Raw genomic sequence first — 24,952 nt, 5'->3', positions numbered from 1 at the left:
CTGCCCGGATGGCGAAGCATGGTGGCCGGGCGGCCTCGGTGCCCCCCGCCTCGCGAAGCTATGGCGGGAGTCTGTAACACAGCAGCGGCGGGCCTAGGCAGGGGTAAGACGAGCTGACCACCGAAAGCTTCGGGGTGCGCCGCCACGCAGAAATCGCTTTGCTTCGCGGCTGTGCTAGGCCTAGAGCGTAATCAACTCATCCGACCTGCGGCAACAGTGTCCCGCTCGGCGTGTCCCAGTGTACCCCTTCGACCGAGGCACCGGTGACATCCACCGTCAACTCGCGCATCCGCCAGCCTATTCCCGCATCGAACCCGGTCGGCACAGGCGTCAACGCCAGCACTGTCGGTCCCGCGCCACTGACCACAGCCGCCACGCCCGCCGCACGCAGCGCGTCGACCAGGGCCGCGGTCGCGGGCATGCCCGGCGCCCGGTAGCCCTGGTGGAGCCGGTCCTCGGTCGCGGGCAGCAGCAGCGCGGGATCGCTGGTCAGGGCATGGACCAGGAGCGCCGCACGGCCCGCGGTCAGCGCCGCGTCCGCGTGCGGCACGGTCTCGGGCAGCGCCGCCCGGGCCTCCGCGGTCAGCCCGCGCTGCTCGGGCACAAAAACAGTCGGTTGTACGCCATCCGCCGGGGCCAGGGTGACGGCGATCGATCCGGTCTCCTCCGTCCACGCGATCGTGAACCCGCCAAGCAGACAGGGCGCCACGTTGTCGGGGTGGCCTTCGAGGCGCGCCGCCAGTCGCAGCGCCGCGGCGTCGTCTAGCCGCGCGCGGCCGTCGACCGTCAACGCGCGGGCAAGTTGCAACCCGGCAACGATCGCCGCCGACGACGAGCCGAGGCCGCGCGCCTGCGGGATCCGGTTGACGCATTCGACGTCGACGCCGGCGGGCCGCTCCCCCAACTCGTCGAACGCGGCCAGCATCGCCCGCACGACGAGGTGTGTCTCGTCGCCGGGCAGGTCCCCGGCCCCTTCCCCGGTGACCGAGACCCGGAACCCGGTCGAACCGACCCGCGCCGAAACCTCGTCATAGACAGAGAGCGCCAGGCCGAGCGCGTCGAACCCAGGCCCCAGGTTCGCGCTGGTGGCGGGCACCCGAACGCGGACGCGTCCTTCGACGAAGTTCACGCCGGCATCGTACCGCCAGGCGATCTTGCGATTGTCGTGCCTGAATGTCCGGTTTGACGGATGAAAGAGTGGCGAGAGCCGTGCAACCGATGCGGGCCGTCGTGCGCACCTACCCCCTGAAGGGAGTTCGATGCGCGACGACGATGTGGAACGGCAGCGGTTCACGGAGTACTTCAGCGCCCGCCGAGAGGCGGTACGCCGGACGGCGTACCTCATGTGCGGTGACTGGCACTGGGCCGACGACCTGACCCAGTCGGCGTTCATCCGGCTGGCAGACGGCTGGCACCGGATCCGCGACGCGCAGGCGGTGGACGCGTACCTGCGCACCTGCCTGGTCCGGGCGTTCCTATCGGAGACCCGCCGGGTGTGGCGACGCCGGGAACGTTCGGTCGCCGAGCCACCCGACGTCGCGGGTGACGACGACGCGGAGGCCGTGGCGCGCCGGCTGCTCTTCGCCCGCGCACTGACCGAGGTGCCGCCACGCCAGCGGGTGACCCTGATCTGCCGCTTCTACCAGGGCCTGGACGTGACGGAGACGGCCGCGGCACTGGGCTGCTCCGAGGGCACGGTCAAGAGCCAGACGGCGCGCGGGTTGGCAGCGCTGCGCCGGGCACTGGGCGACGCAGTGGTTCCGCCAGCCGAGTTGGTCTCCGTGAAAGGGGGGTCGATATGACGGGGTTGCGAGAGATGTTCGAGGATCTGGCGGAGTCACCACCGCCGCCTAGCCAGGTCACCGGCGACGAGATGTACACGGCGGGCCGGCAGCGCCGCAGGCGGCGTACGCGGATCATCAAAGCGGTCACGACGCTGGCCGTGACCGCGGTGGCCGCTGCCGCCGCGAGCGTCGTGAACGTGATGTCGCCGCCGCCGGAACCGGCCGGCGGCAGTGACCCGCTGCCCGCCGGAAACATCAACTGGACCGGCGCCGCGGACGCCCGGCACCTGTACGCGGCGGTTCAGGCATGTCCGGACCAGTCGTGCAGCAAGGTGCTCACGCAGCTCTACTTCTCCGACAACGGCGGGCAAGGCTGGACACCGCGAGGCGATGCGATCATGCTCGTCGACGCCACCGTGGTAGGCCCCTCGACGCTGGTCGCCACCATCGCCGGGAAAGCCGCTCCGAGCGTGAGCACCAACGGCGGCCACACCTGGACGCTCGCGCAGCGGCGCTCCCCAGCCGCGGCCGTCCCGCCTGGCGCCGCCCTCTTCTGCTGGACCGAGTCCGACAGCAGTTGGTGCCGCCCGTACGTAGTCGACCCCGCCGGTGGATGGTTCGCGGCGCTGACGAAGCCTCCCGCACTGGCGCAGCAGGCCCAATGGGTACGCGCCGGTGACCGGCTCTGGGCGGCGGGCACCAACACGAATGGGCAGCCGGCGGTCGCAGTCAGCACCGACGCGGGCCGCACCTGGTCGACCAGGACCCTGGCGTGCCCGCGCCAGGAGTGCTCGGCAGTGGTGACGACGACCGCCGACGGCAATACGGCGTACGCGGTCGTCACCGCCCCGTACATCCGGATCGTGTACCGCGGCGGGGTAACGGGCGGCTGGACGAGGATGAGCACGCAAAAAACGGCCGACAAAGGCGGGGTCGGTGGAGAGCGCTCGTTCGTGACCGCCGACGGCACCCACGTCCTGTACGACAGCGTGCCGGTCGGGGTGCTCGACGGCCGGAGCTTCTGGGCGAACAGCGGGCCGGACACCCCGTACCAGCGGGTGGCCATGGAGGGCCTCCCCGCGACGGTCTACCCGATCCTGCGGACACCGGACGGCTGGTTCTTCACGCATAGCTACGGCCGGGAACGCGCCCTGTACGGATCCGCCGATGGCCGGCACTGGTCGGTCATCCCATCCACCCTCACCAAAGAGTAGGAAGAGGATGAAACAGGTACTCGTCGGGGCGGCTGCCCTGGCATGCGCACTCGCCCTCGCCGCCTGCGGGTCGGAGAAGTCGCCCGAGGTCGCCTCGGCGGCCGGAGCCTCCGGCGCGCCAGGCGCAGCGGCCACCACCGACGCGGTCGCCAAATTCGTCGAGTCGAGGCGGCAGTGGGCCCGCTGCATCCGCGAACAGGGCTTCGACGTGCCGGACCCGGACGCCAAGGGGCGCATCACGTTCGCCGAGACCGCCGAGGAGAACCGCAAACTGAAGGCCGACCCGAAGTGGTTGGCCGCACAGGAGGCGTGCAAGGAATTCATGACGGAGATACCCGAGGAGCTGGAGCCCAAGGCCGAACCGCTCACCGCCGAGCAGATCGCCAACGCGCGCAAGTACTCGGAGTGCCGGCGCGCCAACGGGTCCCCCGACTTTCCCGACCCGGGGCCAGACGGCTACCTCCCCGAGGGCTGGGGCCGCGAACTCAACCCGCAGGAGCAGATCGCGGACAACCGCTCGGCGCAGATCTGCGAACCGGTCCACCGAGGGGATCCGCCGGCATCGCCCGATCCCAACCAGACGGCGGGCGGATGAGCCGCGTCCGCGTCGCGGTCGTCTCCGGTGCCGCGCTGGCTGCCCTCGCGGTGGCCGGCGTCGCCACCCTCGGGCTGGGCGGCCGCGACGGAGACGCCGCGGAGCCCGGCCGCACCGGCCCAGCCGCCACGGTCCCGGTCACCCGGCAGACCCTCGTCGAGTCGGTGTCGGCGGCCGGGGAACTCGGGTACGGCGCGGCCACCCCGCTCGCCTCGACCGCGACAGGCACGGTGACCTGGCTGCCCGAGCCGGGCGCGACGGTACGCCGCGGCGAGGCGCTGCTGCGGGCCGACGAGACGCCGGTCGTGCTGCTGTACGGGGCGCTGCCGATGTATCGGGCGCTCGCCGAGAACGCCAAGGGTGGCGACGTCGAGCAGCTGGAGAAGAACCTGTCGGCGCTCGGATACACCGGGTTCACTGTGGACGAAGAGTTCTCGAAGGCCACCACGGCGGCCGTGAAACGCTGGCAGAAGGAGCTGGAGCTGCCGGAGACCGGCATGGTCGAGAAGGATCGTGTGGTGTTCGCGCCGGGCGCGGTGCGCATCGCCGAGCGGCTGGTCCGCGTCGGTGCCAGCGCCACCGGCGACGTGGTCTCGTACACCGGCAGCACCCGTGGCGTCACGGTGTCGACCGACGCCTCGAAGGCGGGCTGGGCGCGCAAGGGCACCAAGGTGACCGTCACACTGCCCGACGGCAAGGCGGTGCCGGGCTCGGTCAGCGCTGTCGCCGACGCGACCCAAGGCGCGGAGGGCGCGGAGGGTGGCGACTCGGCGGGCTCCACGGTGGAGGTTTCCATCGCCATTGCTGACCAGAAGGCGCTCGGCAAGCTGGAGCGCGGTGGCGTGACCGTACGGTACGTGGCGAAGGAGCGCAAAGACGTGCTCACCGTCCCGGTCAACGCTCTGCTGGCGTTGGCAGAGGGCGGATACGGCCTCGAAGTCGTGTCGGACACCGGCCCACGCGTCGTCGCCGTCGAGGTCGGGCTCTTCGCGGAAGGCCGCGTCGAGGTCTCCGGCGAGGGCCTGGGCGGCGGCGCCCTGGTGGGGGTGCCTGAGTGAGCGAACCTGGCGGCCCGTGTGTGGTGGAGCTGTCCCGGGTCAGTAAGGCGTACCCGGGCGGCGTCACCGCGCTGCGCGAGGTCGACCTGCGGATCGGGTACGGCGAACTGGTGGCCGTCGTCGGACCGTCCGGCTCGGGAAAGTCGACGATGCTGCACCTCGTCGGCACCCTCGACAAACCGTCGACCGGCACCGTGCGGATCGACGGGCACGACGTGTCGGCCCTCTCCGACCGGCAGGTGTCCACATTGCGCGCTCGCCGGATCGGCTTCGTCTTCCAGCAGTTCCACCTCGCCTCCGGAGTACCCGTGCTCGACAACGTCGCCGACGGACTGCTCTACGCGGGCGTACCCAGAAAGGAACGGCGGCAGCGGGCGGAGGCCGCGCTGAACCGCGTGGGCCTCGGACACCGGCTGCGCCACCGGCCGCACGAGCTCTCCGGTGGCGAGCGCCAGCGGGTGGCGATCGCGCGGGCGGTGGTGGGCGAGCCGGCGCTACTGCTCGCCGACGAACCCACCGGAAACCTGGACTCGGCGTCCGGCGCTGCTGTGCTGGAGCTGCTGCGCGGGCTGCACGCCGCCGGCACCACGATCGTGATCATCACCCACGACGGCCAGATCGCCGACTCCCTGCCTCGGCAGATCCGGATGCGCGACGGGCAGGTGGTGGCATGAGGCCGGCACGGCTCGGGCCCACCGACATCGTCCTGCTCGGGGCGGCGGGGCTGCGGTCCCGCCCGCTGAGGGTCTTTCTCTCCGCGCTCGGCATCGCCATCGGGATCGCAGCGATGCTCGCGGTGGTCGGCATCTCCACGTCGAGCCGCGCCGAGTTGGACCGAACCCTCGCCCAGCTCGGCACCAACCTGCTGACCGTCGCGCCGGGCGAGACGCTGTCGGGCGACGACGCGGCCCTGCCCGAAGAGTCGATCGCCATGATCGGGCGGATCGCACCGGTCGAGACGGTCAGCGCCACCGCCACCCTGGAGGTGTCCGTGTACCGGAACGACCACGTCCCGCGCGGGCAGACCAGCAGCGTCGAGGTGATGGCGGCCCACACCGACCTGCCCTCGACCGTCGGCGCCACAATCCACAGTGGATCATGGCTGAGCCCGGTCACGGCCACGTATCCGGGCGTCGTGCTCGGCGACACCGCGGCACGCCGGCTCGACCTGCCCGGCATCGGCGTCCGGGTGTGGCTCGGCGGCCAGTGGTACACGGTCGTGGGCGTGCTGAACCCGGCGCCGCTCGCGCCGGAGCTGAACTCGGCGGCGCTGGTCGGCTGGGCGTCCGCGCGGTCCTATCTGGACTTCGACGGCCACCCGACGACCGTGTACCTACGGGCGACCGAGAGCCAGGTCACCGCCGTCCGCGACGTGCTACCTCGCACCACCAACCCCGCCCAGCCCAGCGGGGTGCGGGTCTCCCGGCCCTCCGACGCGCTCGCCGCGAAGCAGGCCACCGACGCCGCGCTGAACGGACTGCTGCTCGGCCTCGGGGCGGTCGCCCTCGTGGTGGGCGGCGTCGGGGTCGCGAACACGATGGTCATCTCGGTGCTGGAGCGGCGGGGCGAGATCGGACTGCGGCGGTCGCTGGGCGCCACCCGGCGGCAGATCCGGGGACAGTTCCTCGCCGAGTCGCTGCTGCTGTCCATGCTGGGCGGAGCCGGCGGCACGGTACTGGGCAGCGCGGTCACCGGCGCGTACGCGTACTCGCAGGGGTGGCCGACGGTGGTGCCGCCCGTCGCGATGGCCGGTGGCCTCGGTGTGACGCTGTTGATCGGCGCGGTCGCCGGCCTCTACCCCGCGATCCGCGCCAGCCGCCTGTCACCCACGGAAGCCCTCGCGACGCCTTGATCACGCCGGGTCGGAGGGGGTGGCGGCGCGTTCGGCCAGGTGCAGGCCGCGCGTCGCCACCCGCCAGCCAATCGCGTACGCCAGCGTCAGCAGGGCGCACCCGGCGATGACGAACCGCTCGTCGATGTGGTCGACCAGCGCCGCCGCCACGAGCTGGCTGGCCGAGATGGCCAGCATCGCGACCATCATGTCGGCGGCGAACACCCGGCCCCGCAACGCGTCGGGCACCTCCGACTGAAGTGCGAAGTTGGACAGCGTCCAGTTGGTGCCGCCCGCGAAGTGCGCCACGAACACCAGCACGAGCACCAGCGGGAACCAGGCGGCCACCGCGACACCGAGGTAGGCCACCCCGTACAGCGACATCGACAGCGCCAGGCCGGGCAGCAGCCACGAGCGGTGGCTCAGCACCCGCCGCATCGCGAACGGCCCGATGAGCGCGCCCAGGCCGCGGACCGCGAAGAGCAGCCCCGCCCCGATCGCGCCCACACCGAACCGGCCGGCGAGCAGCGGGAACGCGGTCAGCACGCCGTTGCCGAGCCCGACGGCCGACTTCACGGTGACCAGTGCCAGTACCCGCGGCTGGTGCCCGATGTACGTCAGCGCCTCCCGGACGGCGACCCAGGTGCGCGGCGGCGGCTCGGCGGCGTTTCGCGGCGCCTGGAGCGGACGGCGGATCCGCCATGCCAGGGTCGCGGCCAGGAAGAGGCTCACCGCGGCGATGACAAAGCACGTGTACGGGCTGAACACCGCGCTCAGCACCCCGCCGAGCGACGCGCCGACGACCGCCATCGTGCCCCACGCCGATCCGGCGACCGCGTTGGCCGCGGCCAGTTCGTCTGCGTCGACCACGTTCGGCAGGGCGGCGAGCGCGGCCGGCGAGTAGAACGCCTTGGCGGCGGCCATCGCGCTGACCGCGAGCATGGCCAGCCAGGCCGTACCCGAACTCCGCACCGCGAGCAACAGCAGGACGCCGACCAGCGCGGACAGGTTGGCCAAAACCATGATCTTCTTGCGGTCGACCCGATCGGCCACCGTACCGGTGAACGGCAGCAGCACCGCCAGGATGCCGGTGTCGACGGCCAGCACCAGCCCGCCCCAGATGCCGCTGCCGGTCAGGTCGGGCAGCAGCACCAGCAGCGGCACCAGGACGAACCAGTCCGCGCCGAAAACGACCAGCTCGGCGAAGAAGAGGTTGCGGAAGTCGCGGTTGGTGGTAACGACCGAAAGCGGAGACGCCACGTACTCACACGTTACGCTTCTTCGGCTTTGGCAGCCGGAGCACCTCGAACTGGTCGGTGCCCTCAATCAGCGCGGCCGACGGCACCGGCGGCGGAGGAGCCACCAGCGAGCCGCCTCCGCTTCCGTTGGGGGTACGCGGCGCCGGCGCCGGCACCGGGGTCGCCTCTTTGTTGAGAAGCCGTTCCTTGGCCTGCTCGACCAGGCTGTAGAGGGTCGGCACCAGCACCAGCGTCAACAGCGTCGAGGTGATCAGGCCGCCGATCACCACGATGGCAAGCGGTTGCGAGATGAACCCGCCCTCGCCGGTCAGCCCGAACGCCATCGGCAGCAGCGCGAAGATCGTCGCGATCGCGGTCATCAGGATCGGCCGCAGCCGGCGCCGGGCACCCTCGACCACCGAGTCCCGCACGCTCATGCCCTGCGCCCGGTACCGGTTGATCAGATCCATCAGCACAATCGCGTTGGTCACCACGATGCCGACCAGCATCAGCACGCCGATCAGGGCGGGCACGCCCATCGGGGTGCCGGTCAGCATCAGCAGGCCGATCGCGCCGGTCGCGGCGAACGGCACCGACACCAGCAGGATCAACGGCTGCACGAGACTCCGGAACGCCGCCACCATGATCACAAAGACGATGGCGATCGCGGCCAGGACGGCGAGCCCCAGGTCGGCGAAGGCCTCCTCCTGGTCTGCGCTCGCTCCGCCGATCTCGTAGCTGGCGCCGGTGGGCAGGTTGAGCCCGTCCAGCCGCTTGGCGAGGGCGTCGGTGACCGCGGCCAGGTCGGTGCTGGTTGCCGTGCCGTACGCGGTCGCCGCCCGCACGCCGTCGATCCGGGTCACCTCGACCGGGCCCGACACCTCGGTCACGTCGGCGATGTCGTCGAGCTTCGCGCCCGCGATCGGCATCGCCCGCAACTCGTCGACGGTGGCGGGGGCGTCGCCGAAGCGCACCACCACGTCCTGCTGTGCGCCGGCCACCGTCACGCGGCCCACCGGGTCACCCCGGAACGCCTGCGACACCAGCGCGCCGACCGCCGCCTCCGTGAGCCCGCGTTCGGCAGCCGCCGTGCGGTCGACGACCACGTCGACGCGCGGTACGTCGTCGGCGAGGTTCGTGCTGACCTGGTCCACACCGGAGGTCTGCGTCAGCGCCTGGCGTACCATCTCGGTCGCTGTCGCGAGGGTGCTCGCGTCCGCGGCCCGGACCGCGACCTCGATGCGGTCCGTGTTCTGGCCCGACGACCCGACGGCGATCTCGCCGGCGTCGTTGATGTCGTCCAGATCGGAGCGCAGCGCCTCCTTGGTCTCGGCGGCGTCGGCGTCTCCCTTCACAGTCACCGAGAAGCTCGCGGTGGTCACCCCGCCGCCCTGCCAGGGCAGCCCGCTGCCGCCGGCCGTGACCTGGTACGACTCGATGTCGTCGCGACCCGCGAGCACCGCCTCGACCTTGCGCGCCGCGGCGTCGGTGGCCGCGAGGCTGGTGCCGGCAGGCAGCTCTTGCGTGATCGTGAAGGTGTCCTGGCCCGAGTCGTCCAGGAAGTTCCGCTCCACCTGCGAGTACAGCCCGAACGTGCCCAGCAGCACCGCCAGGCCGATGCCCACCGTCAGCCAGCGCCGGCGGAGCGCGAAGCCGATCACCGGCAGGTACGCGAGCTGGAGGTAGGTGGTCTTCTCGCGCTCCTCGGCCGCCCGGCGGACCGCCTCCGGGCCGCCCTCGCCGGTCGCGGGGCGCAGGAACCAGTACGCCAGCACCGGGATCACGGTCAGCGACACCAGCAGCGAGGCGAGCAGCGCGACCGTCACGGTCACCGCGAACGGCCGGAAGAGCTGCCCGACGAACCCGCCCACCAGTGCGATCGGCGCGAACACCGCGACAGTCGTCAGCGTCGAGGCGGTCACCGCGCCAGAGACCTCCCGAACGCCGGAAAGGATCGCCTTCCGCTTCTCCTCCCCGTACTCCAGATGGCGTTTGATGTTTTCCAATACGACGATCGAGTCGTCGACGACCCGGCCCACCGCGATCGTCAGCGCGCCAAGCGTCAGCAGGTTGAGTGAGTAGTCACCGACCCACAGGGCGATCAACGCCACCAGCACCGACAGCGGGATCGACACCGCCGTCACCAGCGTCGACCGCACCGACAGCAGGAAGACCAGAATCACCAGTACGGCCATGAGCAGACCGAGCAGCCCCTCCGTGGTGAGGCTGTCGATCGACTTCTCCACGAACGGCGCCTGGTCGAAGACCACCGCCAGCTCGGTGCCCGAGGCGGCCTTCAGCGCGTCGAGCCGGTCGCGGATCTCGTGCGAGATCTCCACCGCGTTGCCGCCCGGCGCCGCCACGATCTCGATGCCCAGGCTGTCGTTGCCGTTGGTGCGCGTGAACCCGGTCGGCTCGGCAAGCTGCTGCGTCACCGTCGCCACGTCACCCAGCCGGACGTTGACGCCGGTCGCACCCGTGACCCACAGCGCACGCAGGTCGTCGACCGACCCGATCGGCGTACCCACCTGTACCGTGCGGGTCTGGTCGTCCTGGGTCAGGCCGCCGGCCGGCACGGCGACGCCGTTGGCCTGGAGCGCGGTGCCGATCGCCCGCGCGTCGACGCGGGACGCGTTCAGCTTCGCCGGATCCGGTGTGATCAGCACGACCTCGTCACGACCGCCGGTCACCTCGACCGTGCGAACGCCGTCGATGTCCGACAGCTCCGGGATCACCGTCTGGTTGAGCGTGCCGGCCAGCGCGCGCTCGTCGGCCCCGCCACTGGCCGCCAGCACCACCGCCGGCAGGTCGTCGGTGCCGCCCGCGAACACCTGCGGCTCCACGCCCGCCGGCAGCTGCACGCCGAGCCGGCCGAGCGCGCCTTGCAGCTTCACGACCGCATCATCGACATCGGTGCCGAATTCGAAAGCCACCTGTACCGTCGCCGAACCCATTCGGGACGTCGAAGTCACCTTGTCGACACCCGCGATGCCCTGGACGCCATTCTCGATCGGCTCGGTGACCCGTTCCTCGATGATCTCGGGCGCGGCGCCCGGATAGGTGGCCACGATGAACGCCGCGGGAAATTCCAACGACGGCAGGAGCTGCTGCTTTAGCGACGGAATGGCGAAGGCGCCGAACGCGGTGACCACCACCGCGATCAGGGCGACCAGACTGCGGTTGGCGAGGCTGAGTCTGGCGAGCGACGGCATGGGGTAGCTCACTCCTGAGAAAATTGAGGCGCATGGGATATGCGGCGACCAACCCTATCTACCGAACCGGCGGCTTGGTGTAGTGCATCCGACCCCTTTCGAATGTCCTGCCAGGTAGTGCGGCATCCTTGACACGGCACGAACACCGCTAGACAGGAGAGCACCATGTGGCGCGGTTTGATCGAGGCGTACCGTGACCGGCTGCCGGTTACCGACGCCACTCCGGTGATCACGCTCCACGAGGGCAACACGCCGCTCGTACCGGCACCGTCGCTCTCCTCCCGGGTGGGCGCGGACGTCTACCTCAAGGTCGAAGGCGCCAACCCGACCGGATCCTTCAAAGACCGCGGCATGACCGTCGCCGTCTCCAAGGCGGTCGAGAGCGGCGCCAAGGCGATCATCTGCGCGTCGACCGGCAACACGTCCGCGTCCGCGGCGGCGTACGCGGCCCGCGCCGGGCTGACCTGCGCCGTGCTCGTACCCCAGGGCAAGATCGCGCTGGGCAAGCTGGCCCAGGCGCTCGTACACGGCGCCCGGCTGCTCCAGGTCAGCGGCAACTTCGACGACTGCCTCGCGCTGGCGTCCAAGCTCTCCCTGGACTACCCCGTCGCCCTGGTCAACTCGGTCAACCCCGACCGCCTCGCCGGGCAGAAGACCGCCGCCTTCGAGATCATCGAGTCGCTCGGCGACGCGCCCGACATCCATTGCCTGCCGGTCGGCAACGCCGGCAACATCACCGCGTACTGGATGGGCTACCAGGAGGACTTCGCGGCCGGCAACTCCACCCGCAAGCCGAAGATGTACGGGTTCCAGGCGTCCGGCGCCGCCCCGATCGTCACCGGCCAGGCCGTTCGCGAGCCGTCGACCATCGCCACCGCGATTCGCATCGGCAACCCGGCGAGCTGGACCAAGGCCGTCGACGCGCGCGACGCTTCCGGCGGGCTCATCGAGGCCGTGACCGACCGCGAGATCCTGGCCGCGTACCGGCTGCTGGCCCGCGACGTCGGCGTGTTCGTCGAGCTGGGCAGCGCGGCGAGCGTGGCCGGCCTGCTCCAGCAGGCCGAAGCCGGCCGCATCCCGGCCGGCGGCACCGTCGTCTGCACCGTGACCGGCCACGGCCTGAAGGATCCCGAGTGGGCGATCTCCACGGCACCCAGCCCAACGACCATCAAGAACGACGTGCTGGCCGCGGCCAAGTCACTGGACCTGGCCTGACCCCGCCCCTCACCCGCCGCGCGGCGCCCCACGCCCCTTCCGTCCACAGATCAAGGGCAATGCCATCGATCAAGGGCAAATGCACGCGGAAAGGAGATCGAACCACGTGCATTTGCCCTTGATCGGCGGGAAAGGGCGGCGTGCGCGGGCGCGCACGGTGGGAGCGGCGCTGGCGGGGCTAAGTGGTGGCGCCCTCTACGCGGAGGACGCTGGCTATCGAGCGAACGATGTCCAGCGCCTGGAGCTCGCGGACCGTCGCCGCCAGCGCGGCGTCCGGAGCGCCATGGGTGACGATCACGAGTATCGCGTCGTCGCCCCGCCCTGACTGGCGGACGGTGGCGATCGAGACGTCGTGCTTGGCGAACACCCCGGCCACGGCGGCCAGCACACCGGCGCGGTCGGCCACGTCGAGGCTGATGTGGTAGCGGGTCACCACCTCGCCCATCGGCCGGACGGGCAGGTCAGCGTACGAGGACTCGCTCGCTGAGCGTACGCCCGCCAGGCGGTTGCGCCCGACGGCGACGATGTCGCCGAGGACGGCGCTCGCGGTCGGCGCGCCTCCCGCGCCGCGGCCGTAGAACATGAGCTGCCCCGCGGCCTCGGCCTCCACGAATACCGCGTTGAACGCGTCGCCGACGCTGGCCAGCGGGTGGGTGCGCGGGATCATCGCCGGGTGCACACGCACGCTGACGGAGTCGCCGGACAGGCCGGACACCCGCGACGCGATGCACAGCAGCTTGATCGTGCAGCCCATGGCCTTGGCGCTGGCCACATCGGCGGCGCTGACCTCGGTGATGCCCTCGCGGTGCACGTCGGCGGCGCCCACGCGGCTGTGGAAGGCCAGCGACGCAAGGATCGCCGCCTTCGCCGCCGCGTCGAACCCGTCGATGTCGGCGGTGGGGTCGGCTTCGGCGTACCCGAGTGCGGTCGCTTCTTCCAGCGCCTCGGTGAAGCTGGCGCCGCTCGCGTCCATGGACGACAGGATGTAGTTCGTGGTGCCGTTGACGATGCCCGTCACCCGTGTGATCTTGTCGCCGTGCAGCGACTCGCGCAGCGGGCGCAGCAGCGGGATCGCGCCGGCGACGGCCGCCTCGTAGTACAGGTCGGCGCCGCCCTCGGTGGCCGCGTCGTGCAGGGTGCCGCCGTCTTCGGCGAGCAGGGCCTTGTTGGCGGTCACCACGCTCTTGCCGGCGCGCAGCGCCTCGACCAGCCACGTGCGGGCCGGCTCGATGCCGCCGACGACCTCGACCACCACGTCGACGTCGTCGCGCTTGACCAGGCCGAGCGCGTCGGTGGTGAACAGCGCCGGGTCGACGGGGAGCTGGCCACGGTCGCGCGCGAGCCGGCGTACGGCGATGCCGGCGATCTCGATCGGGGCGCCGATCCGTGCCGTCAGGTCATCCGCCTGCTCGTGCAACAGCCGGACAACCTCGGCTCCGACCGTGCCGCACCCCAACAGCGCCAAGCGAACAGGTTTCATCCCACATCCAATGCCAGCAGATCGTCCTCGGTCTCCCGCCGGACGATCACCCGAGCCCGCCCGTCACGCACGGCGAGCACCGGTGGCCTGGGCACGTGGTTGTAGTTGCTGGCCATGCTCCGGCAGTACGCTCCCGTGCCGGGTACGGCAAGAAGATCTCCGGGCTGCACGTCGGCGGGCAGGAATTCATCCTTAACAACCACGTCGCCGGACTCGCAATGTTTTCCCACCACCCGGGCCAGGATCGGCCCGGCGTCCGACGTGCGAGAGGCCAAGGTCGCCGAGTACGACGCGTCGTAGAGCGCGGTGCGGATGTTGTCGCTCATGCCGCCGTCGACGCTCACGTACGTGCGGAGGCCGTCGACGTCCTTGACGGTGCCGACCTCGTAGAGCGTGAACACGGCCGGCCCGACGATCGCCCGGCCAGGCTCGATCGACAGGCGCGGCATGGCGAGCTGCAGCGCCTCGCACTCACCCTCGACGATCTTGGTGAGCCGCTTTGCCAGGTCGGCGGGCGGCGACGGGTCGTCCTGTGTCGTGTACGCGATGCCGAAACCACCGCCCAGGTCGAGCTCGGGCAGCTCCACGCCGCGCGCCTCGCGGATCTGGGCCTGGAGCCCGAGCACCCGCTTGGCCGACACCTCGAAGCCGCTGGTGTCGAAGATCTGCGAGCCGATGTGCGAGTGCAGGCCGCGCAGGTCGAGCACGCCCTCGTCGATGATCTTCAGCGCTGCCTCGGCCGCTGCCCCACCGGCCAGCGAGAACCCGAACTTCTGGTCTTCGTGCGCGGTCGCGATGAACTCGTGCGTGTGCGCCTCGACACCGACGGTTACCCGGATCAGCACACTGGGGCGCTTCTGCAGAGCGTGGGCGATCTCGGTGAGCCGGTCGATCTCCTGGTACGAGTCGACGATGATCCGTCCCACCCCGGCCTCGACCGCGCGGGTGAGCTCTGCGACGGACTTGTTGTTGCCGTGGAAGCCGATCCGCTCCGGCGGCATGCCCGCCGACAGCGCCGTGGCCAGCTCGCCGCCGGTGCACACGTCGAGGTGCAGCCCTTCCTCGGCGATGATCCGGACCACCGCCCGGCACAGGAACGCCTTGCCCGCGTAGTAGACGTCGCAGCCGGCGAACGCCGCCAGAAAGTCACGGCATCGGGCGCGCATGTCGCTTTCGTCGAGCACGTACGCCGGCGTACCAAACTCCTCTGCCATGGCGCGGACGCTGAGGTCGCCGACGGCGATCGCGCCGTCGGCGGCTCGCGCGACGCCGGTGGGCCACAGGTGCGGCACGAGGGCGTTGACATCTTCCGGGGTACGCAGCCAGGCGGGACCCCGGCTGCCAAGGTCGCCGTGCAGCGCCCCCGCTTCGTGCGCCCTCATCTACATCCTCTCGGGGGCGGAGACGCCCAAAAGATCCAAACCGTTAGCGATCACGGTACGCGTGGCGTCGTTCAGCCACAGCCTGGCCCGATGCAGATCACCGATTGGTTCGTCACCCTTGGGAAGGATGCGGCAGTTGTCAAAGAACCGGTGGTAATTGCCCGCCAGGTCTTCCAGGTACCGGGCGATCCGGTGAGGCTCGCGCAGCTCGGCCGCGGTGGCCACCACCGACGGGTACTCGCCCAGCGCCTTGAGCAGCTCGTTTTCCTTCTCGTGGTCGAGTAGCTCGGGCCGGAAGGAGTCGGCGTCGCCGCGGGTCAGCCCCACCTCGACCGCGTTGCGGGCCACGCTGGCGGAGCGGGCGGCCACGTACTGCACGTAGTACACCGGGTTGTCGCGCGTCGACCGGGTCCACAGCTCCACGTCGATGTCGATCGGCGAGTCGGCGGAGTACCGGGCCAGCGCGTACCGGGCCGCGTCGACGCCGATCGCCTCGACCACGTCGTCGAGCGTGACCACGGTGCCGGCCCGCTTGCTCATCCGCACCGGCACGCCGTCGCGCACCAGATTGACGAGCTGCCCGATCATGATCTCCAGATGGGCGTCGGGGTCGTCGCCGAAGCACGCCACCATCGCCCGCATCCGGCCGATGTAGCCGTGGTGGTCGGCGCCCAGCATCATCACGACCCGCTCGAAGCCACGCTCGCGCTTGTCCAGGTAGTAGGCGCAGTCGGCGGCGAAGTACGTCCACTCGCCGTCGGACTTGCGCAGCACCCGGTCCTTGTCGTCGCCGAAGTCGGTGGTGCGCAGCCAGATCGCGCCGTCCGCCTCGAAGACGTGGCCCTGCTCGCGCAGGCGCGTCAGCGCGAGGTCGAGCTCGCCCCGGCGGTGCAGGTCGGACTCCCGGAAGTAGATGTCGAAACGCACGCCGAAGCCGGTCAGCGACGACTCGATCTCGGCGAGCATCCGCTCGACGCCCTCGCTGCGGAACGTCGCCAGGTCGGCGCCCGGGTGGTCGCGGGTGATGCCCTCGGCGATCTCGGCGATGTAAGCGCCCGCGTATCCGTCCGCGGGCACCGGCTCGCCCCGCGAGGCGGCCAGCAGCGATTGCGCGAACCGGTCGATCTGCGTGCCCGCGTCGTTCACGTAGTACTCGGTGCCGACCTCGGCGCCGACCGCACGCAGCAGCCGGGCGAGCGCGTCGCCGAGCGCGGCCCACCGGACGCCGCCGATGTGCACGGGACCGGTCGGGTTCGCCGAGACGAACTCCAGATTGATCTTCTGGCCCGCGAGCCGCTCGCTGTGCCCGTACTCCTTGCCGGCCTGCACGACGACGCGGGCGAGCTGCCCGGCGGCGGCCGCGTCGAGCCTGATGTTGAGGAAGCCGGGGCCGGCGATCTCGACCGACTTGATGCCCGGCGTGCGGCCGAGCTGATCGGCGAGGCCGGCCGCCAGGTCACGCGGGGGCACACCCACCTTCTTGGCCAGCTGGAGCGCGAGCGTGGACGCGTAGTCACCGTGATCGGAGTTACGGGGTCGCTCTACCGCCGTCGACCCCGGGAGCGCGATCGGGTCGAGCCCGCGCTCGGAAAAGAGCGCGTGGGCAGCCGCTAATACGGCTTCTGCGAGCTTGGCGGGAGTCACCGAGTCATGTTACCGGGGGTACAGTGGGTCCTTCGGCGGCGACCCTGTTCGATCGATATGTACTTCGATCAACCGCCACCCCTGTGACCGACCGACCTGACGAGGCACGATGAGCATCAGTACCCCGGCCGGCGACAACAAGCGCCGTCCGTCCGTGGTCAGCACCGGCAAGAAGCCGCCTGCGGGTAAATCCTCCTCGACCGATACCACGTCTGGCGGCAAGTCGCCGTCGTCGACGGCGACCAAGGCGTCGGCCAGCAAGGCCGCGCCGGGCAAGACCGCGGCCGGCAAGGCCGGGGGCACGACGAGCCGTCCCGGCGGCAAACCCGGCGCGTCCGGCGGCGGTAAGGGACGCAAGCCGATCGCGCCGGTCAAGGTCAGCCAGGGGCGCAGCTGGGGCCCGATCGCGATGTTCGTCGCAGTCGGCGTGCTGGCGGCGGGCATCATCGGGTACGGCGCCTGGGCCGCCTTCAAGGGCTCCCAGCCGTGGGAGAAGAAGGCCGCCGACATCAGCGGGATCGTCAACTACCGCGACAATCCCGACAAGACGCTCACCGAGGCCAACCACGCGTGGGGCCCGCTGACCTACAAGCTCACGCCGCCGGTCGGTGGCAACCACAACTACAACTGGCAGAACTGCATGGGTGACGTCTACGACGCCCCCATCGCCAACGAGCACGCGGTGCACAGCATGGAGCACGGCGCGGTCTGGGTCGCGTACAAGAGCGGGCTGGCCGCCGACCAGGTCGAGAAGCTGGCCAGCAAGGTGCGCGGCAACGAGTACATGCTGATGAGCCCGGTCGACAACCTGGACAGCAACGTCTCGCTCCAGGCGTGGGGCTACCAGCTCAAGCTCGACAGCGTCGACGACGGCCGGATCGACCAGTTCATCAGCGCGCTGCGCCAGAACGCCACGATCGAGGCAGGGGCAACCTGCTCCGGCGGCATTACCGCCACCGGCACCACGCCGCGCGACATCGGCAAGGACCAGCAGCAGCAGGGCGGCTGATGAGCGTCTCGGTGGAGTCCGAACCCGAGTCGCCGGAGATCGACGACGCGGTTCCGCCAGCCCGCCGGCGCTTCGGTGCCTCCGGCTGGCTGGCGGCCGGCGTCGCACTGGGCCTGCTGCTCGGCCTCGTCGCCGGGCTGCTCATCGTCCCGACGTTGACCCGGCCCGGCGAAGACTCGGCCGAGGCCGGGTTCGCTCGCGACATGTCGACGCACCACGCCCAGGCCGTCGAGATGGGCATGCTCGCCCACCAGAAGGCCAGCGACAGCGACGTGCGCACGCTGGGCGGCGACATCGCGCTGACCCAGCAGGCGCAGATCGGCATGATGCAGACGTGGCTGCGGGAGTGGAAGCTCGGCCCCACCAGCTCACGTCCCCGCATGGCCTGGATGCCCGAGGGCAGCGCCGGCCTCCAGAACGGCCTGATGCCGGGCATGGCGACCGATGCCGAGCGCGAGCAGCTGCGCAACGCCACCGGCAATGCGTTCGATGTGCTCTTCCTCCAGCTGATGCTCAAGCACCATCTCGGCGGCATCCACATGGCCGAGGAGGTGCTCAAGCTGACCGACGACGCGGAGGTGCGCCGGCTCGCGCAGGGCATGGTCAACAACCAGCGCAACGAGGTCGCCGCGTTCCAGCAGCTGCTCAAGAAGCTCGGTGCACCAGCCTGACAAAATCGGCACTTTCCGTAGCTTTCTGCTCACCCAGCGCTACCTGTCCGAATCGGCGTCGTTGTCCGGGACGTGGGGGTTGTACTTGGTGATGGACGACGATCAATCGCAAACTGGTGCCGGCGGTATGCGAGCGGTGGCGACGGCGCGGTAGCCGCCCGCCGCCGGCACGGAGCGCTCACCCGTGAGCAGGAACTCCGACTCATCGAAATGCTGCGCGACACGTTCCCCGACCACTTCGGGCTGGCCGGAAGCCTGTGGACCCGTCAGAGCGTGCTCGCACTGGTCGAGCAGACCTACGGCATCCCGCTCAGCGTGCCCGGCATCGCCCGATACCTGCGCGCCTGGGGCCTCGCACCACGAGAACCCGTCGACCGGGCCTGCGCCCTCTGCGCGATGGCGGTCGTGCAGTGGCAATCTTCCCGGTACCCAGAGCTCCAACAGGCCGCGCAGCTCGAACGCGCCGACCTGTACTGGGCTGGCCGCACCCGCCTGCACGGCGTCACACCCGCCACCGACGTCGTGGCGGCGGTGTCGACACGTGGCTGGGTCCGCTTCCTGGTCACCGGCGAGACGACACTGCCACGCGAGTTCCTGAGCCGCCTCGCCTCGCACGCGGGCCGGCCGGCACACGTGGTGGTGGACGGCTCATGGGCGACCACCGAATGGCCCCGCCGGATCCCGGACGGGGTGGTACTACACGCGCTGCCGACCTGTGACCGCGGGCGCTGAGTCGGTTCGGCGCCAGCGGGGGGCGTTTGCTACTCTTCGTTGGTCGCTGAGCCCCCGTAGCTCAGGGGATAGAGCACCGCCCTCCGGAGGCGGTGGCGCAGGTTCGAATCCTGCCGGGGGCACACTTGATCGGACCATTCTCTAGCAGCTAAAACGGTGTCGCTGACCTGCGGATATGCGGGTCAGCGACACCGTTGTTGTGTCCGGTTGTCACCGACGCTGCCCGGCCATGATCGGCCAGTCACGCCACCGGCACGCCACCGTTTGGGGTGGCTACTGGTGGCCGAGCGCCTGCTGAACGCGTTGCCGGTTACGCTGTACGCCACGGTCGAGGCACTTGGCGTAGATCCTGAACAGGATCTCCACCGACTGACCCGCCCACTCCGCAACGTCCGTCGGCGGAACGCCACCGTTGAGCCACGTCGACACCGCCGCGTGGCGCAGATCGTACGGGCGGCGCGCGAGTGGCGAGGCCGCAACGTCCTCTGTGAACACCGCCGCACGCGCGCGGCTCCAAATCCGCACAACGGTGGGCTTCGGTAGCTCATCGTGGTTGCGGTCGCCAACGAACAGTCGTCCGTCCGTCGTTGTGCCGAACTCGTCCAGGTGGGCATGGATGAGTGCGGTCAATTCAGGCGGGCATGGCGCGGTTCGCGATTCCCCGCGCTCACGTTGCTTCAGTTGGCGTCGGTCTCGGTCCCTTCCCGTGTCCGTCCAGTCCTTTCCAGCGTAGGGATCGGCACCGTCGAGATGAAATTCCCCCCATCCTTCTTTCGGGATCGCAAGATGCCGCTTGTTCAGGAATGCCACCTCTTCCGGTCGCATCCCGGCGTAGTACAGGCAGCCATAGAACGCGACCAGGCGGCGCCCCACGCGTCCCTGTTCCCGCACACCATCGAATAGCGTGCGTACCTGAACCGGATTGGGTACACAGCGCGGATCCACCACTTGCACCGGCTTGGGCTTCTTCCATTTGAGTGCCGGAATCGGATTCGCGTCAAGTAAATTCAGCTCGACAGCGTATTCCACAGCAGTGTTCAGAATCTTCCGGCGTCGGCTTACAACGCTCGATGCGGCCGGGCCGCCGTCGAGTCGCACGGTGAGACCGTCGAGCAGTGGTCGCAGGATCTCGGGCTTGGCAAGCGTCGACACCAAACGGGTGTTGCGCTTCACCCACGCTAGCGCCGCCTTGACGTCGTCCGGGCATGCCGGGTCGCTGCGTCTGGCGGTGTTGAACGCCCACCGGCACAGCGCGCGCCGGATCAATTTGGCGTCCGGCATCCCGCGCGTTGTGGCGAACATCGCGGGGGCAACCGCGGTGAACGCTTCCGCATGCGTGCGCCGCGTGGTCGCTGCCACGTGTGGCCACTTCATGTCAACGAATTTGCATGCGAACTCGTACCACGTCATATCACGCGACGTGCGCGCCATCGACACTGGAAGTCCCGTCTCAGTGTCGAACGCCTCCCCTTTTCGGGCCGCGGCGATCAAATCCGACCGAAAGCTTTCCGCAAGGGCAGATGTACGGAATACCTTCTTCCACGGTTTTCCGGCAACCACCCATCGGACCCGGTACGAGCTACGCTGCTTTCCCTCGTAGATTTCGACCTTCCAAACCCTAACGTCGTAGGACAGCGCCAACTATGCCGCCTCCTCTTCGAGGCCACTCAGCCAGTTCTCGAAAGCGGTACGGCGGATGCGAATATCACCGTTCGGCAGCTTGAAGCACGGCGGCGCCTTGCGCTTCGCGCGCCAGTCGTAGAACGTCGATCGGGAGATATCCAGTTCCTCGCAAACCTCGGCAATCGTCAGATGGCGGCCGGTTGTACGCCGCTTCACCTGCTTTTCGGTCATCGGGTCTCCTTCCGGTCGCGGGGTTCTGCGTCGAGGTAGATCCGTTCCAAGGTGGACGGTGGCCGGTCGGGATAGGAGCGGCTGACGGTCCGGATGTCGAGCACGGCGGCGAGGATCGCGAGTATGGCTTGGTTCTCTGCCGGGGTGCCGTGGAGTCTGAGACGCATCGTGGGCGCCTTTCGGGCGGGCGGACGGTCCGGGGATGGGAACGGGGTTCGATTCGTCAGCGGGCCGTAGAGCGGCCCGCTGAGAGCAACGCTGAGCCAAGATCTTTCATGTCCTGATGTCTTTACATGCACCGGACTGTCTGTTTCGCTCTCAAGGTGTCTGGCGGTGGGTGTGATCTAGGGTCGGTCGCTGCCCGGTTCGTTGCTTGTCAGGAGGGCTGGAACATCTCCGCATCTCCGCATCTCCGCAAACGTGCCGTTGAGCTGGGCAAACGTCTGCGGAGATCTTGGAAAGTGGCCGGGTAAGATCTCCGCAACCGGGGTTCATCTCCGCAGCCGGTTGCGGAGATGCGGAGATCGAAGGTTGTCGAGGCGGGGCTATCTCCGCAGGGTGTTCACGCTGGTAGCGGGTCGATTCTGCGGGGATTGCGGAGATGCGGAGATGTTCCAGCCGGTTTTAGCCGCCGTCACGCTCGACCCAGAACACGGCCCGGTCACCGCGGTCGTTCTTGCCGGCCCGTAGTACGTGGTCACCGCGCCACCGGCCGGCTTGCCCGGTGAGCAGCCGCCCGAGTTGCAGCGGGTTGGGTAGCCGGCCGTTGTGGGTGGTGATGAACTGGCCGTCCCACGGGTCGGTGACCTCTCCGGCGAACGTCTGCGGTTCGCCATCCTTGCGCAGTTCAGCGGCCGTCACAGCCCTACCGCCGTGGCGCTCGTGCCAGCAGGTGAGGAACGCGCGCCAGCGCGTTTCGTCTTCGTCTATCTCCCGCACGTCGGCGAGGTTGGTCAGGAACCCCTCGATGCCGTGGTGGGTCAGGAACCCGCCCAACGCTTGCGCCCACGGGGTGAACTGGCGCATCGATATGCCCGCGGCACGGGGTGCCCCGTTCCGAGTCCAGTCGAGCACGAGCACGAGCAGATGCCACAGCACCTTGAGCTGATTGGAGGGAACGGTGATCCACTGGTCAAGGTGCGGAATGCCGAAGCCGGATTGATCGCGCTGCTCCGGCCGCGGCATGTTCGGGTCGAGGTGCACCCGCACCGTTCGCGAGGCCATGTCCCCACCGACTTGCAGGTTGTTCCCGGTCGCCATCCACAACCGGTCGTTGACGGTGGCGATGTTGCGGGAGGTGCCCAACGGCCGATCGGACCAGACCCCGCCGGTGACGAGCTGGGCAAGGATCGGCGAGTCGATGACGCTGCCCTCAGCGATGTTGTCCCAGATCACCACGCCGACCTGTTCGTTCAAAACAGCGGTGATGGACTTACGCAGCTCCTCATCGGAGTAAGTCCACGGCAACACGCGCTGCCCGTAGAGCATGCCCGGCCCGGCCGTCAAGATGGTCTTGCCAGACGCGGGCATGGTCGCATCGACAAGCGCAAACGGGGTCAACGATCGGGTGAAGTGCCGCAGGATCGGCGTAGCCAGCAACGCCACATAGTTAGCCCGGTCAGCCGGCCCGGACCACGGGAAGTCCCGCAGGAACCGACCCAGCAGGAACGTCCGGGCGGCTCGTACCTGCTCGACGGTGGGTTGATCGGGCACCGGGGGCAGGTCAACCTTCGTGGCCAGGTAGAGGCCGGTGGCCGGGTCGTAGCCGGGCGCCTGCAACAGGGTGCCGTCCCGGCGCAGCACGGGGGCGCCGATGATGCCGCGCAGCGGTGCCAGGTTCGGCCAGGTCTTGCCCGCGAGGACTGAGGACAGGATTTCCCGCGGCGGGGTGGTCTCATCCTCGTAGACCTCCGGCTGACCCGTGTCGCCTTTGCGGGTCTTGAGCCGGTAGACGTAGGCGTGTTCGGCCAGTAGCGCGGCCAGCCCGGCGGGGGTCATCGTGCTGGCCGAGACCGGTAGCGGCGAGTCCTCATCCGCGGCGACCATGGGCAGGCCACCGGAGACGGTCTCCATGTGTACCAACGCCCCGCCGGAAACGTAGGTGTCTGGCAACAGCCGGTCGGCGAGCGCGGCCTTGAGCACGCGGATGGTTTCCGGGCCGGTACCGACCTGCACCCGGCCACGTGTGTCGGTGGTGTCGGTCATGCGGCTTCTCCGTCCTGTGCGGCTCGCGCAGCTGCGAGAACCCCGGCCCGCCAGTGCAGGGCGTAGGGCAGGCAGTTGGCGCAGTTGCGGTGCCGGCCCGCGCGGACGCACTCGGCAAGGGCGGGCCGTCGGAGCTTGCGGGCGGTGTCGGACCAGGCGAGGGAGTCGGCCGAGGTCAGCAGATGCCCGTGCGCGATCAGGCCGAGGGTCTTGAACCCGAACCCGTGCAGGCGGCGCACCCCACGGCGGTGCAGGGCGGCCAGGATGCGGCCGGCTTCGGCGGTGCCCTGCCGGCGGCACACCGAACCGACACCGACCAGCGGTGCTGTGGTGAGGTCGACACCGATCAGGGACTGGTACAGGTCGACGCACCGTAGGTAGGCGTCTTCGGTGTCGCCTTGCACGACGGGGATGATCGGCAGGTCGGGGGCGAGGTCGCGCAGCTGCGCGTAGTTGAGCACGGTGCGTCGCTGGTGCTCGGCTACGGACAGTCCGGTACCGGCGAACACGACTGGTCCGATGTGTCCGCCGTTGATGACGATGGGTTCGCACATCCAGTCTTGCGGCGCAGCCCACATGAGCTGGCCGATCTCATCGCGGTAGCGGCGCACCCGCGTGACGTACTCGCGCGGGGTGACGGTCCACCGGCCGTACTTCTGTAGCTCGGTGAACCCGCCTGAATCGAGCGCCCACGGCGCAGCTGCGCGAGGCAGCGTCTTGTAGACGCGTAGCCGCCGGTCGGATACGAACAGCGGCACCCCTGCCTTACCCAGCCAGCCCGGTTGATGGGTGCCCAGCAGGAACAGCGGCCGGTTCACGCGGCCACGCTCCGGGGGCTCTTGGCTCCGGCCCGCAGCCCAGATCGGATGGTCCGCGTGGTCTCGGCCGGAGCGAGTCCGGCGCGGCCGGCGGCGTCGGTCAGGGCGTTGGTGGCGTCGTGTTCGGCCAGCGCGCCACCGGCGACAAGTTGGCCGAGCGCGACTGCGGCGGTGTAGAGCAGATGGTTGCGCTCACCCTTGGCGGCTTCGGCGACCAGGGCGGTTTCCCGCTCGATCGCGGCGTGGACGTAGGCGGCCCGCCGTCCGGTGCCCAGGTCGAGCACCACCGCCCGCCGCGGCGCCGGGGGTGCCGGCCGTAGGCGCGCGGCCAGCCATGCCGGTAGCGGCGCCGGATCGGTCTCCCCATCGACCTCGTACCGGCGTCCGCCTACGGTGCTACCGGCAGCGACCACGTACCCGCCGTGAGCGCGGGTGTCGACGGCCGGGCCGAGTCCACCTCGGTCGCCTTGGGTGTTGCGCAACCGCGGCCCGGTAGGCGGGTGTCGGTAGTACAGGTGCAGACCACCGGAACCTGTCCGCACCGTGTACGTCGTCCACACGTCCGGCCCGTCGTGTTGCTCGCACAGGGTGCCGAACACGTTGATGCCGTCCGGGCCGCCGGGGGTTTTGGGTCGGTCGAGGTCGACCACGAGCAGCCCGGACGGGCCGCACGCGATCCCGATCCCCCACCGGCCGCACGACCATGCGCGGCTGATGCGGGCGGGGTCGACGGTGGCGCGTTCCTCCCACCCGACGTGCCTGCCCGCGGCACCGCATCGCGGGTCGCGGCCGGTGCAGACCTCTTCGGTGTGGTCGGGGAACGCGGGCCGCTTGTCGTTGGGGCGGAGCGGAAACACGTGCCAGCCGCGGCCGGCGTGGTCGAGTGCCATGGTGAGCAAGTCGGGCATGGTTCCTCCCTTGCGGGACAGGCGAGCAGGGGTTACGCAGCGGCGGGCCTGGCGCGTGCCGCTGGCGCGGCGCGTGGCTTGATCGCGGCTTCGGCGCAGGTT

At 69.9% G+C, this 24,952-nt stretch carries 21 protein-coding genes, 1 tRNA gene and 1 pseudogene; 11 read left to right on the top strand and 12 right to left on the bottom strand.

Annotated features, from left to right (window positions below; translation table 11 throughout):
• Window positions 1–191 precede the first annotated feature (191 nt).
• Window positions 192–1,129: pseudogene (thrB, locus tag V6V89_RS11485) on the bottom strand (homoserine kinase).
• Between the two features lie 130 nt (window positions 1,130–1,259).
• Here thrB and V6V89_RS11480 point away from each other — a divergent pair.
• The 6 genes from V6V89_RS11480 to V6V89_RS11455 are packed head-to-tail and all read left to right on the top strand — an operon-like array spanning window position 1,260 to window position 6,503.
• Entirely contained in the window at window positions 1,260–1,802 is a 543-nt protein-coding gene (locus tag V6V89_RS11480; protein WP_334619010.1) for a SigE family RNA polymerase sigma factor, read from the top strand.
• Entirely contained in the window at window positions 1,799–2,998 is a 1,200-nt protein-coding gene (locus V6V89_RS11475; RefSeq protein WP_334619009.1) for a hypothetical protein, read from the top strand. The genes V6V89_RS11480 and V6V89_RS11475 overlap by 4 nt, the downstream gene beginning before the upstream one ends.
• Window positions 2,999–3,005: 7 nt before the next feature.
• Window positions 3,006–3,593: a hypothetical protein gene (locus tag V6V89_RS11470; protein ID WP_334619008.1), complete on the top strand. Its 588-nt coding sequence runs from the start codon at window positions 3,006–3,008 to the stop codon at window positions 3,591–3,593.
• Complete coding sequence (locus V6V89_RS11465; protein ID WP_334619007.1) at window positions 3,590–4,651, top strand: peptidoglycan-binding domain-containing protein; 1,062 nt, start codon at window positions 3,590–3,592, stop codon at window positions 4,649–4,651. Before V6V89_RS11470 ends, V6V89_RS11465 begins: the two co-directional genes overlap by 4 nt.
• 20 nt (window positions 4,652–4,671) lie before the next feature.
• Entirely contained in the window at window positions 4,672–5,325 is a 654-nt protein-coding gene (locus V6V89_RS11460; protein ID WP_334619091.1) for an ABC transporter ATP-binding protein, read from the top strand.
• A complete protein-coding gene (locus tag V6V89_RS11455) occupies window positions 5,322–6,503 on the top strand; it encodes an ABC transporter permease (RefSeq protein WP_334619006.1) in 1,182 nt (393 codons plus the stop codon). Before V6V89_RS11460 ends, V6V89_RS11455 begins: the two co-directional genes overlap by 4 nt.
• Here the strand turns inward: V6V89_RS11455 and V6V89_RS11450 are convergent, their stop codons facing one another.
• Together V6V89_RS11450 and V6V89_RS11445 are read right to left on the bottom strand one after the other, a co-directional pair.
• Window positions 6,504–7,742, bottom strand: a complete 1,239-nt coding sequence (locus V6V89_RS11450; RefSeq protein WP_334619005.1) for an MFS transporter — start codon at window positions 7,740–7,742, stop codon at window positions 6,504–6,506.
• 4 nt (window positions 7,743–7,746) lie between these two features.
• Window positions 7,747–10,932, bottom strand: a complete 3,186-nt coding sequence (locus tag V6V89_RS11445; protein WP_334619090.1) for an efflux RND transporter permease subunit — start codon at window positions 10,930–10,932, stop codon at window positions 7,747–7,749.
• Between the two features lie 165 nt (window positions 10,933–11,097).
• On the opposite strand from V6V89_RS11445, the gene thrC reads away from it, so the two are divergent.
• Window positions 11,098–12,147, top strand: a complete 1,050-nt coding sequence (gene thrC, locus V6V89_RS11440) for a threonine synthase (RefSeq protein ID WP_334619004.1) — start codon at window positions 11,098–11,100, stop codon at window positions 12,145–12,147.
• A 178-nt stretch (window positions 12,148–12,325) separates the two neighbouring features.
• Here the strand turns inward: thrC and V6V89_RS11435 are convergent, their stop codons facing one another.
• Genes V6V89_RS11435 through argS form a run of 3 tightly spaced genes read right to left on the bottom strand, consistent with a single transcriptional unit; the run spans window position 12,326 to window position 16,653 of the window.
• Window positions 12,326–13,627 (bottom strand): homoserine dehydrogenase, encoded by a 1,302-nt coding sequence (locus V6V89_RS11435; protein ID WP_334619003.1) that lies wholly within the window; start codon window positions 13,625–13,627, stop codon window positions 12,326–12,328.
• Window positions 13,624–15,009, bottom strand: coding sequence for a diaminopimelate decarboxylase (gene lysA / locus V6V89_RS11430; protein ID WP_334619002.1), 1,386 nt, complete (start codon window positions 15,007–15,009; stop codon window positions 13,624–13,626). Before lysA ends, V6V89_RS11435 begins: the two co-directional genes overlap by 4 nt.
• Window positions 15,010–16,653 (bottom strand): arginine--tRNA ligase, encoded by a 1,644-nt coding sequence (gene argS, locus V6V89_RS11425; protein ID WP_334619001.1) that lies wholly within the window; start codon window positions 16,651–16,653, stop codon window positions 15,010–15,012.
• Window positions 16,654–16,762: 109 nt separating this feature from the next.
• Here argS and V6V89_RS11420 point away from each other — a divergent pair, with 109 nt between their 5' ends.
• The 4 genes from V6V89_RS11420 (at window position 16,763) to V6V89_RS11405 (ending at window position 19,187) form a co-directional block, all read left to right on the top strand.
• The gene (locus V6V89_RS11420) at window positions 16,763–17,662 is read left to right on the top strand and encodes a DUF3105 domain-containing protein (protein WP_334619000.1); all 900 of its coding nucleotides are present in this window, start codon (window positions 16,763–16,765) and stop codon (window positions 17,660–17,662) included.
• Window positions 17,662–18,333 carry a DUF305 domain-containing protein gene (locus tag V6V89_RS11415; RefSeq protein WP_334618999.1) on the top strand — a complete coding sequence of 224 codons (672 nt, stop codon included), beginning with the start codon at window positions 17,662–17,664 and terminating at the stop codon, window positions 18,331–18,333. Before V6V89_RS11420 ends, V6V89_RS11415 begins: the two co-directional genes overlap by 1 nt.
• Window positions 18,334–18,405: 72 nt before the next feature.
• A complete protein-coding gene (locus V6V89_RS11410; protein ID WP_334618998.1) occupies window positions 18,406–19,065 on the top strand; it encodes a winged helix-turn-helix domain-containing protein in 660 nt (219 codons plus the stop codon).
• Window positions 19,066–19,115: 50 nt separating this feature from the next.
• A tRNA-Arg gene (locus V6V89_RS11405) sits at window positions 19,116–19,187 on the top strand.
• Between the two features lie 151 nt (window positions 19,188–19,338).
• Here the strand turns inward: V6V89_RS11405 and V6V89_RS11400 are convergent.
• From V6V89_RS11400 to V6V89_RS11375, 6 genes are all read right to left on the bottom strand, one after another.
• Complete coding sequence (locus V6V89_RS11400; protein WP_334618997.1) at window positions 19,339–20,706, bottom strand: tyrosine-type recombinase/integrase; 1,368 nt, start codon at window positions 20,704–20,706, stop codon at window positions 19,339–19,341.
• On the bottom strand, window positions 20,707–20,919 hold the full coding sequence (locus V6V89_RS11395) for a helix-turn-helix transcriptional regulator (protein WP_334618996.1): 213 nt from the start codon (window positions 20,917–20,919) through the stop codon (window positions 20,707–20,709).
• The gene (locus tag V6V89_RS11390) at window positions 20,916–21,086 is read right to left on the bottom strand and encodes a hypothetical protein (protein ID WP_334618995.1); all 171 of its coding nucleotides are present in this window, start codon (window positions 21,084–21,086) and stop codon (window positions 20,916–20,918) included. The genes V6V89_RS11395 and V6V89_RS11390 overlap by 4 nt, the downstream gene beginning before the upstream one ends.
• Window positions 21,087–21,543: 457 nt before the next feature.
• Window positions 21,544–23,124, bottom strand: coding sequence for a hypothetical protein (locus V6V89_RS11385; RefSeq protein WP_334618994.1), 1,581 nt, complete (start codon window positions 23,122–23,124; stop codon window positions 21,544–21,546).
• Complete coding sequence (locus V6V89_RS11380; RefSeq protein WP_334618993.1) at window positions 23,121–23,942, bottom strand: deazapurine DNA modification protein DpdA family protein; 822 nt, start codon at window positions 23,940–23,942, stop codon at window positions 23,121–23,123. Before V6V89_RS11380 ends, V6V89_RS11385 begins: the two co-directional genes overlap by 4 nt.
• Window positions 23,939–24,850: a bifunctional DNA primase/polymerase gene (locus V6V89_RS11375; protein ID WP_334618992.1), complete on the bottom strand. Its 912-nt coding sequence runs from the start codon at window positions 24,848–24,850 to the stop codon at window positions 23,939–23,941. The genes V6V89_RS11380 and V6V89_RS11375 overlap by 4 nt, the downstream gene beginning before the upstream one ends.
• Window positions 24,851–24,952 lie beyond the last annotated feature (102 nt).

This window comes from Micromonospora sp. CPCC 206061, assembly GCF_036906915.1.
Classification (GTDB): domain Bacteria; phylum Actinomycetota; class Actinomycetes; order Mycobacteriales; family Micromonosporaceae; genus Phytohabitans.
Note: the sequence above shows the minus strand (reverse complement) of the source record. Positions and strands in the feature narration are given on the sequence as shown.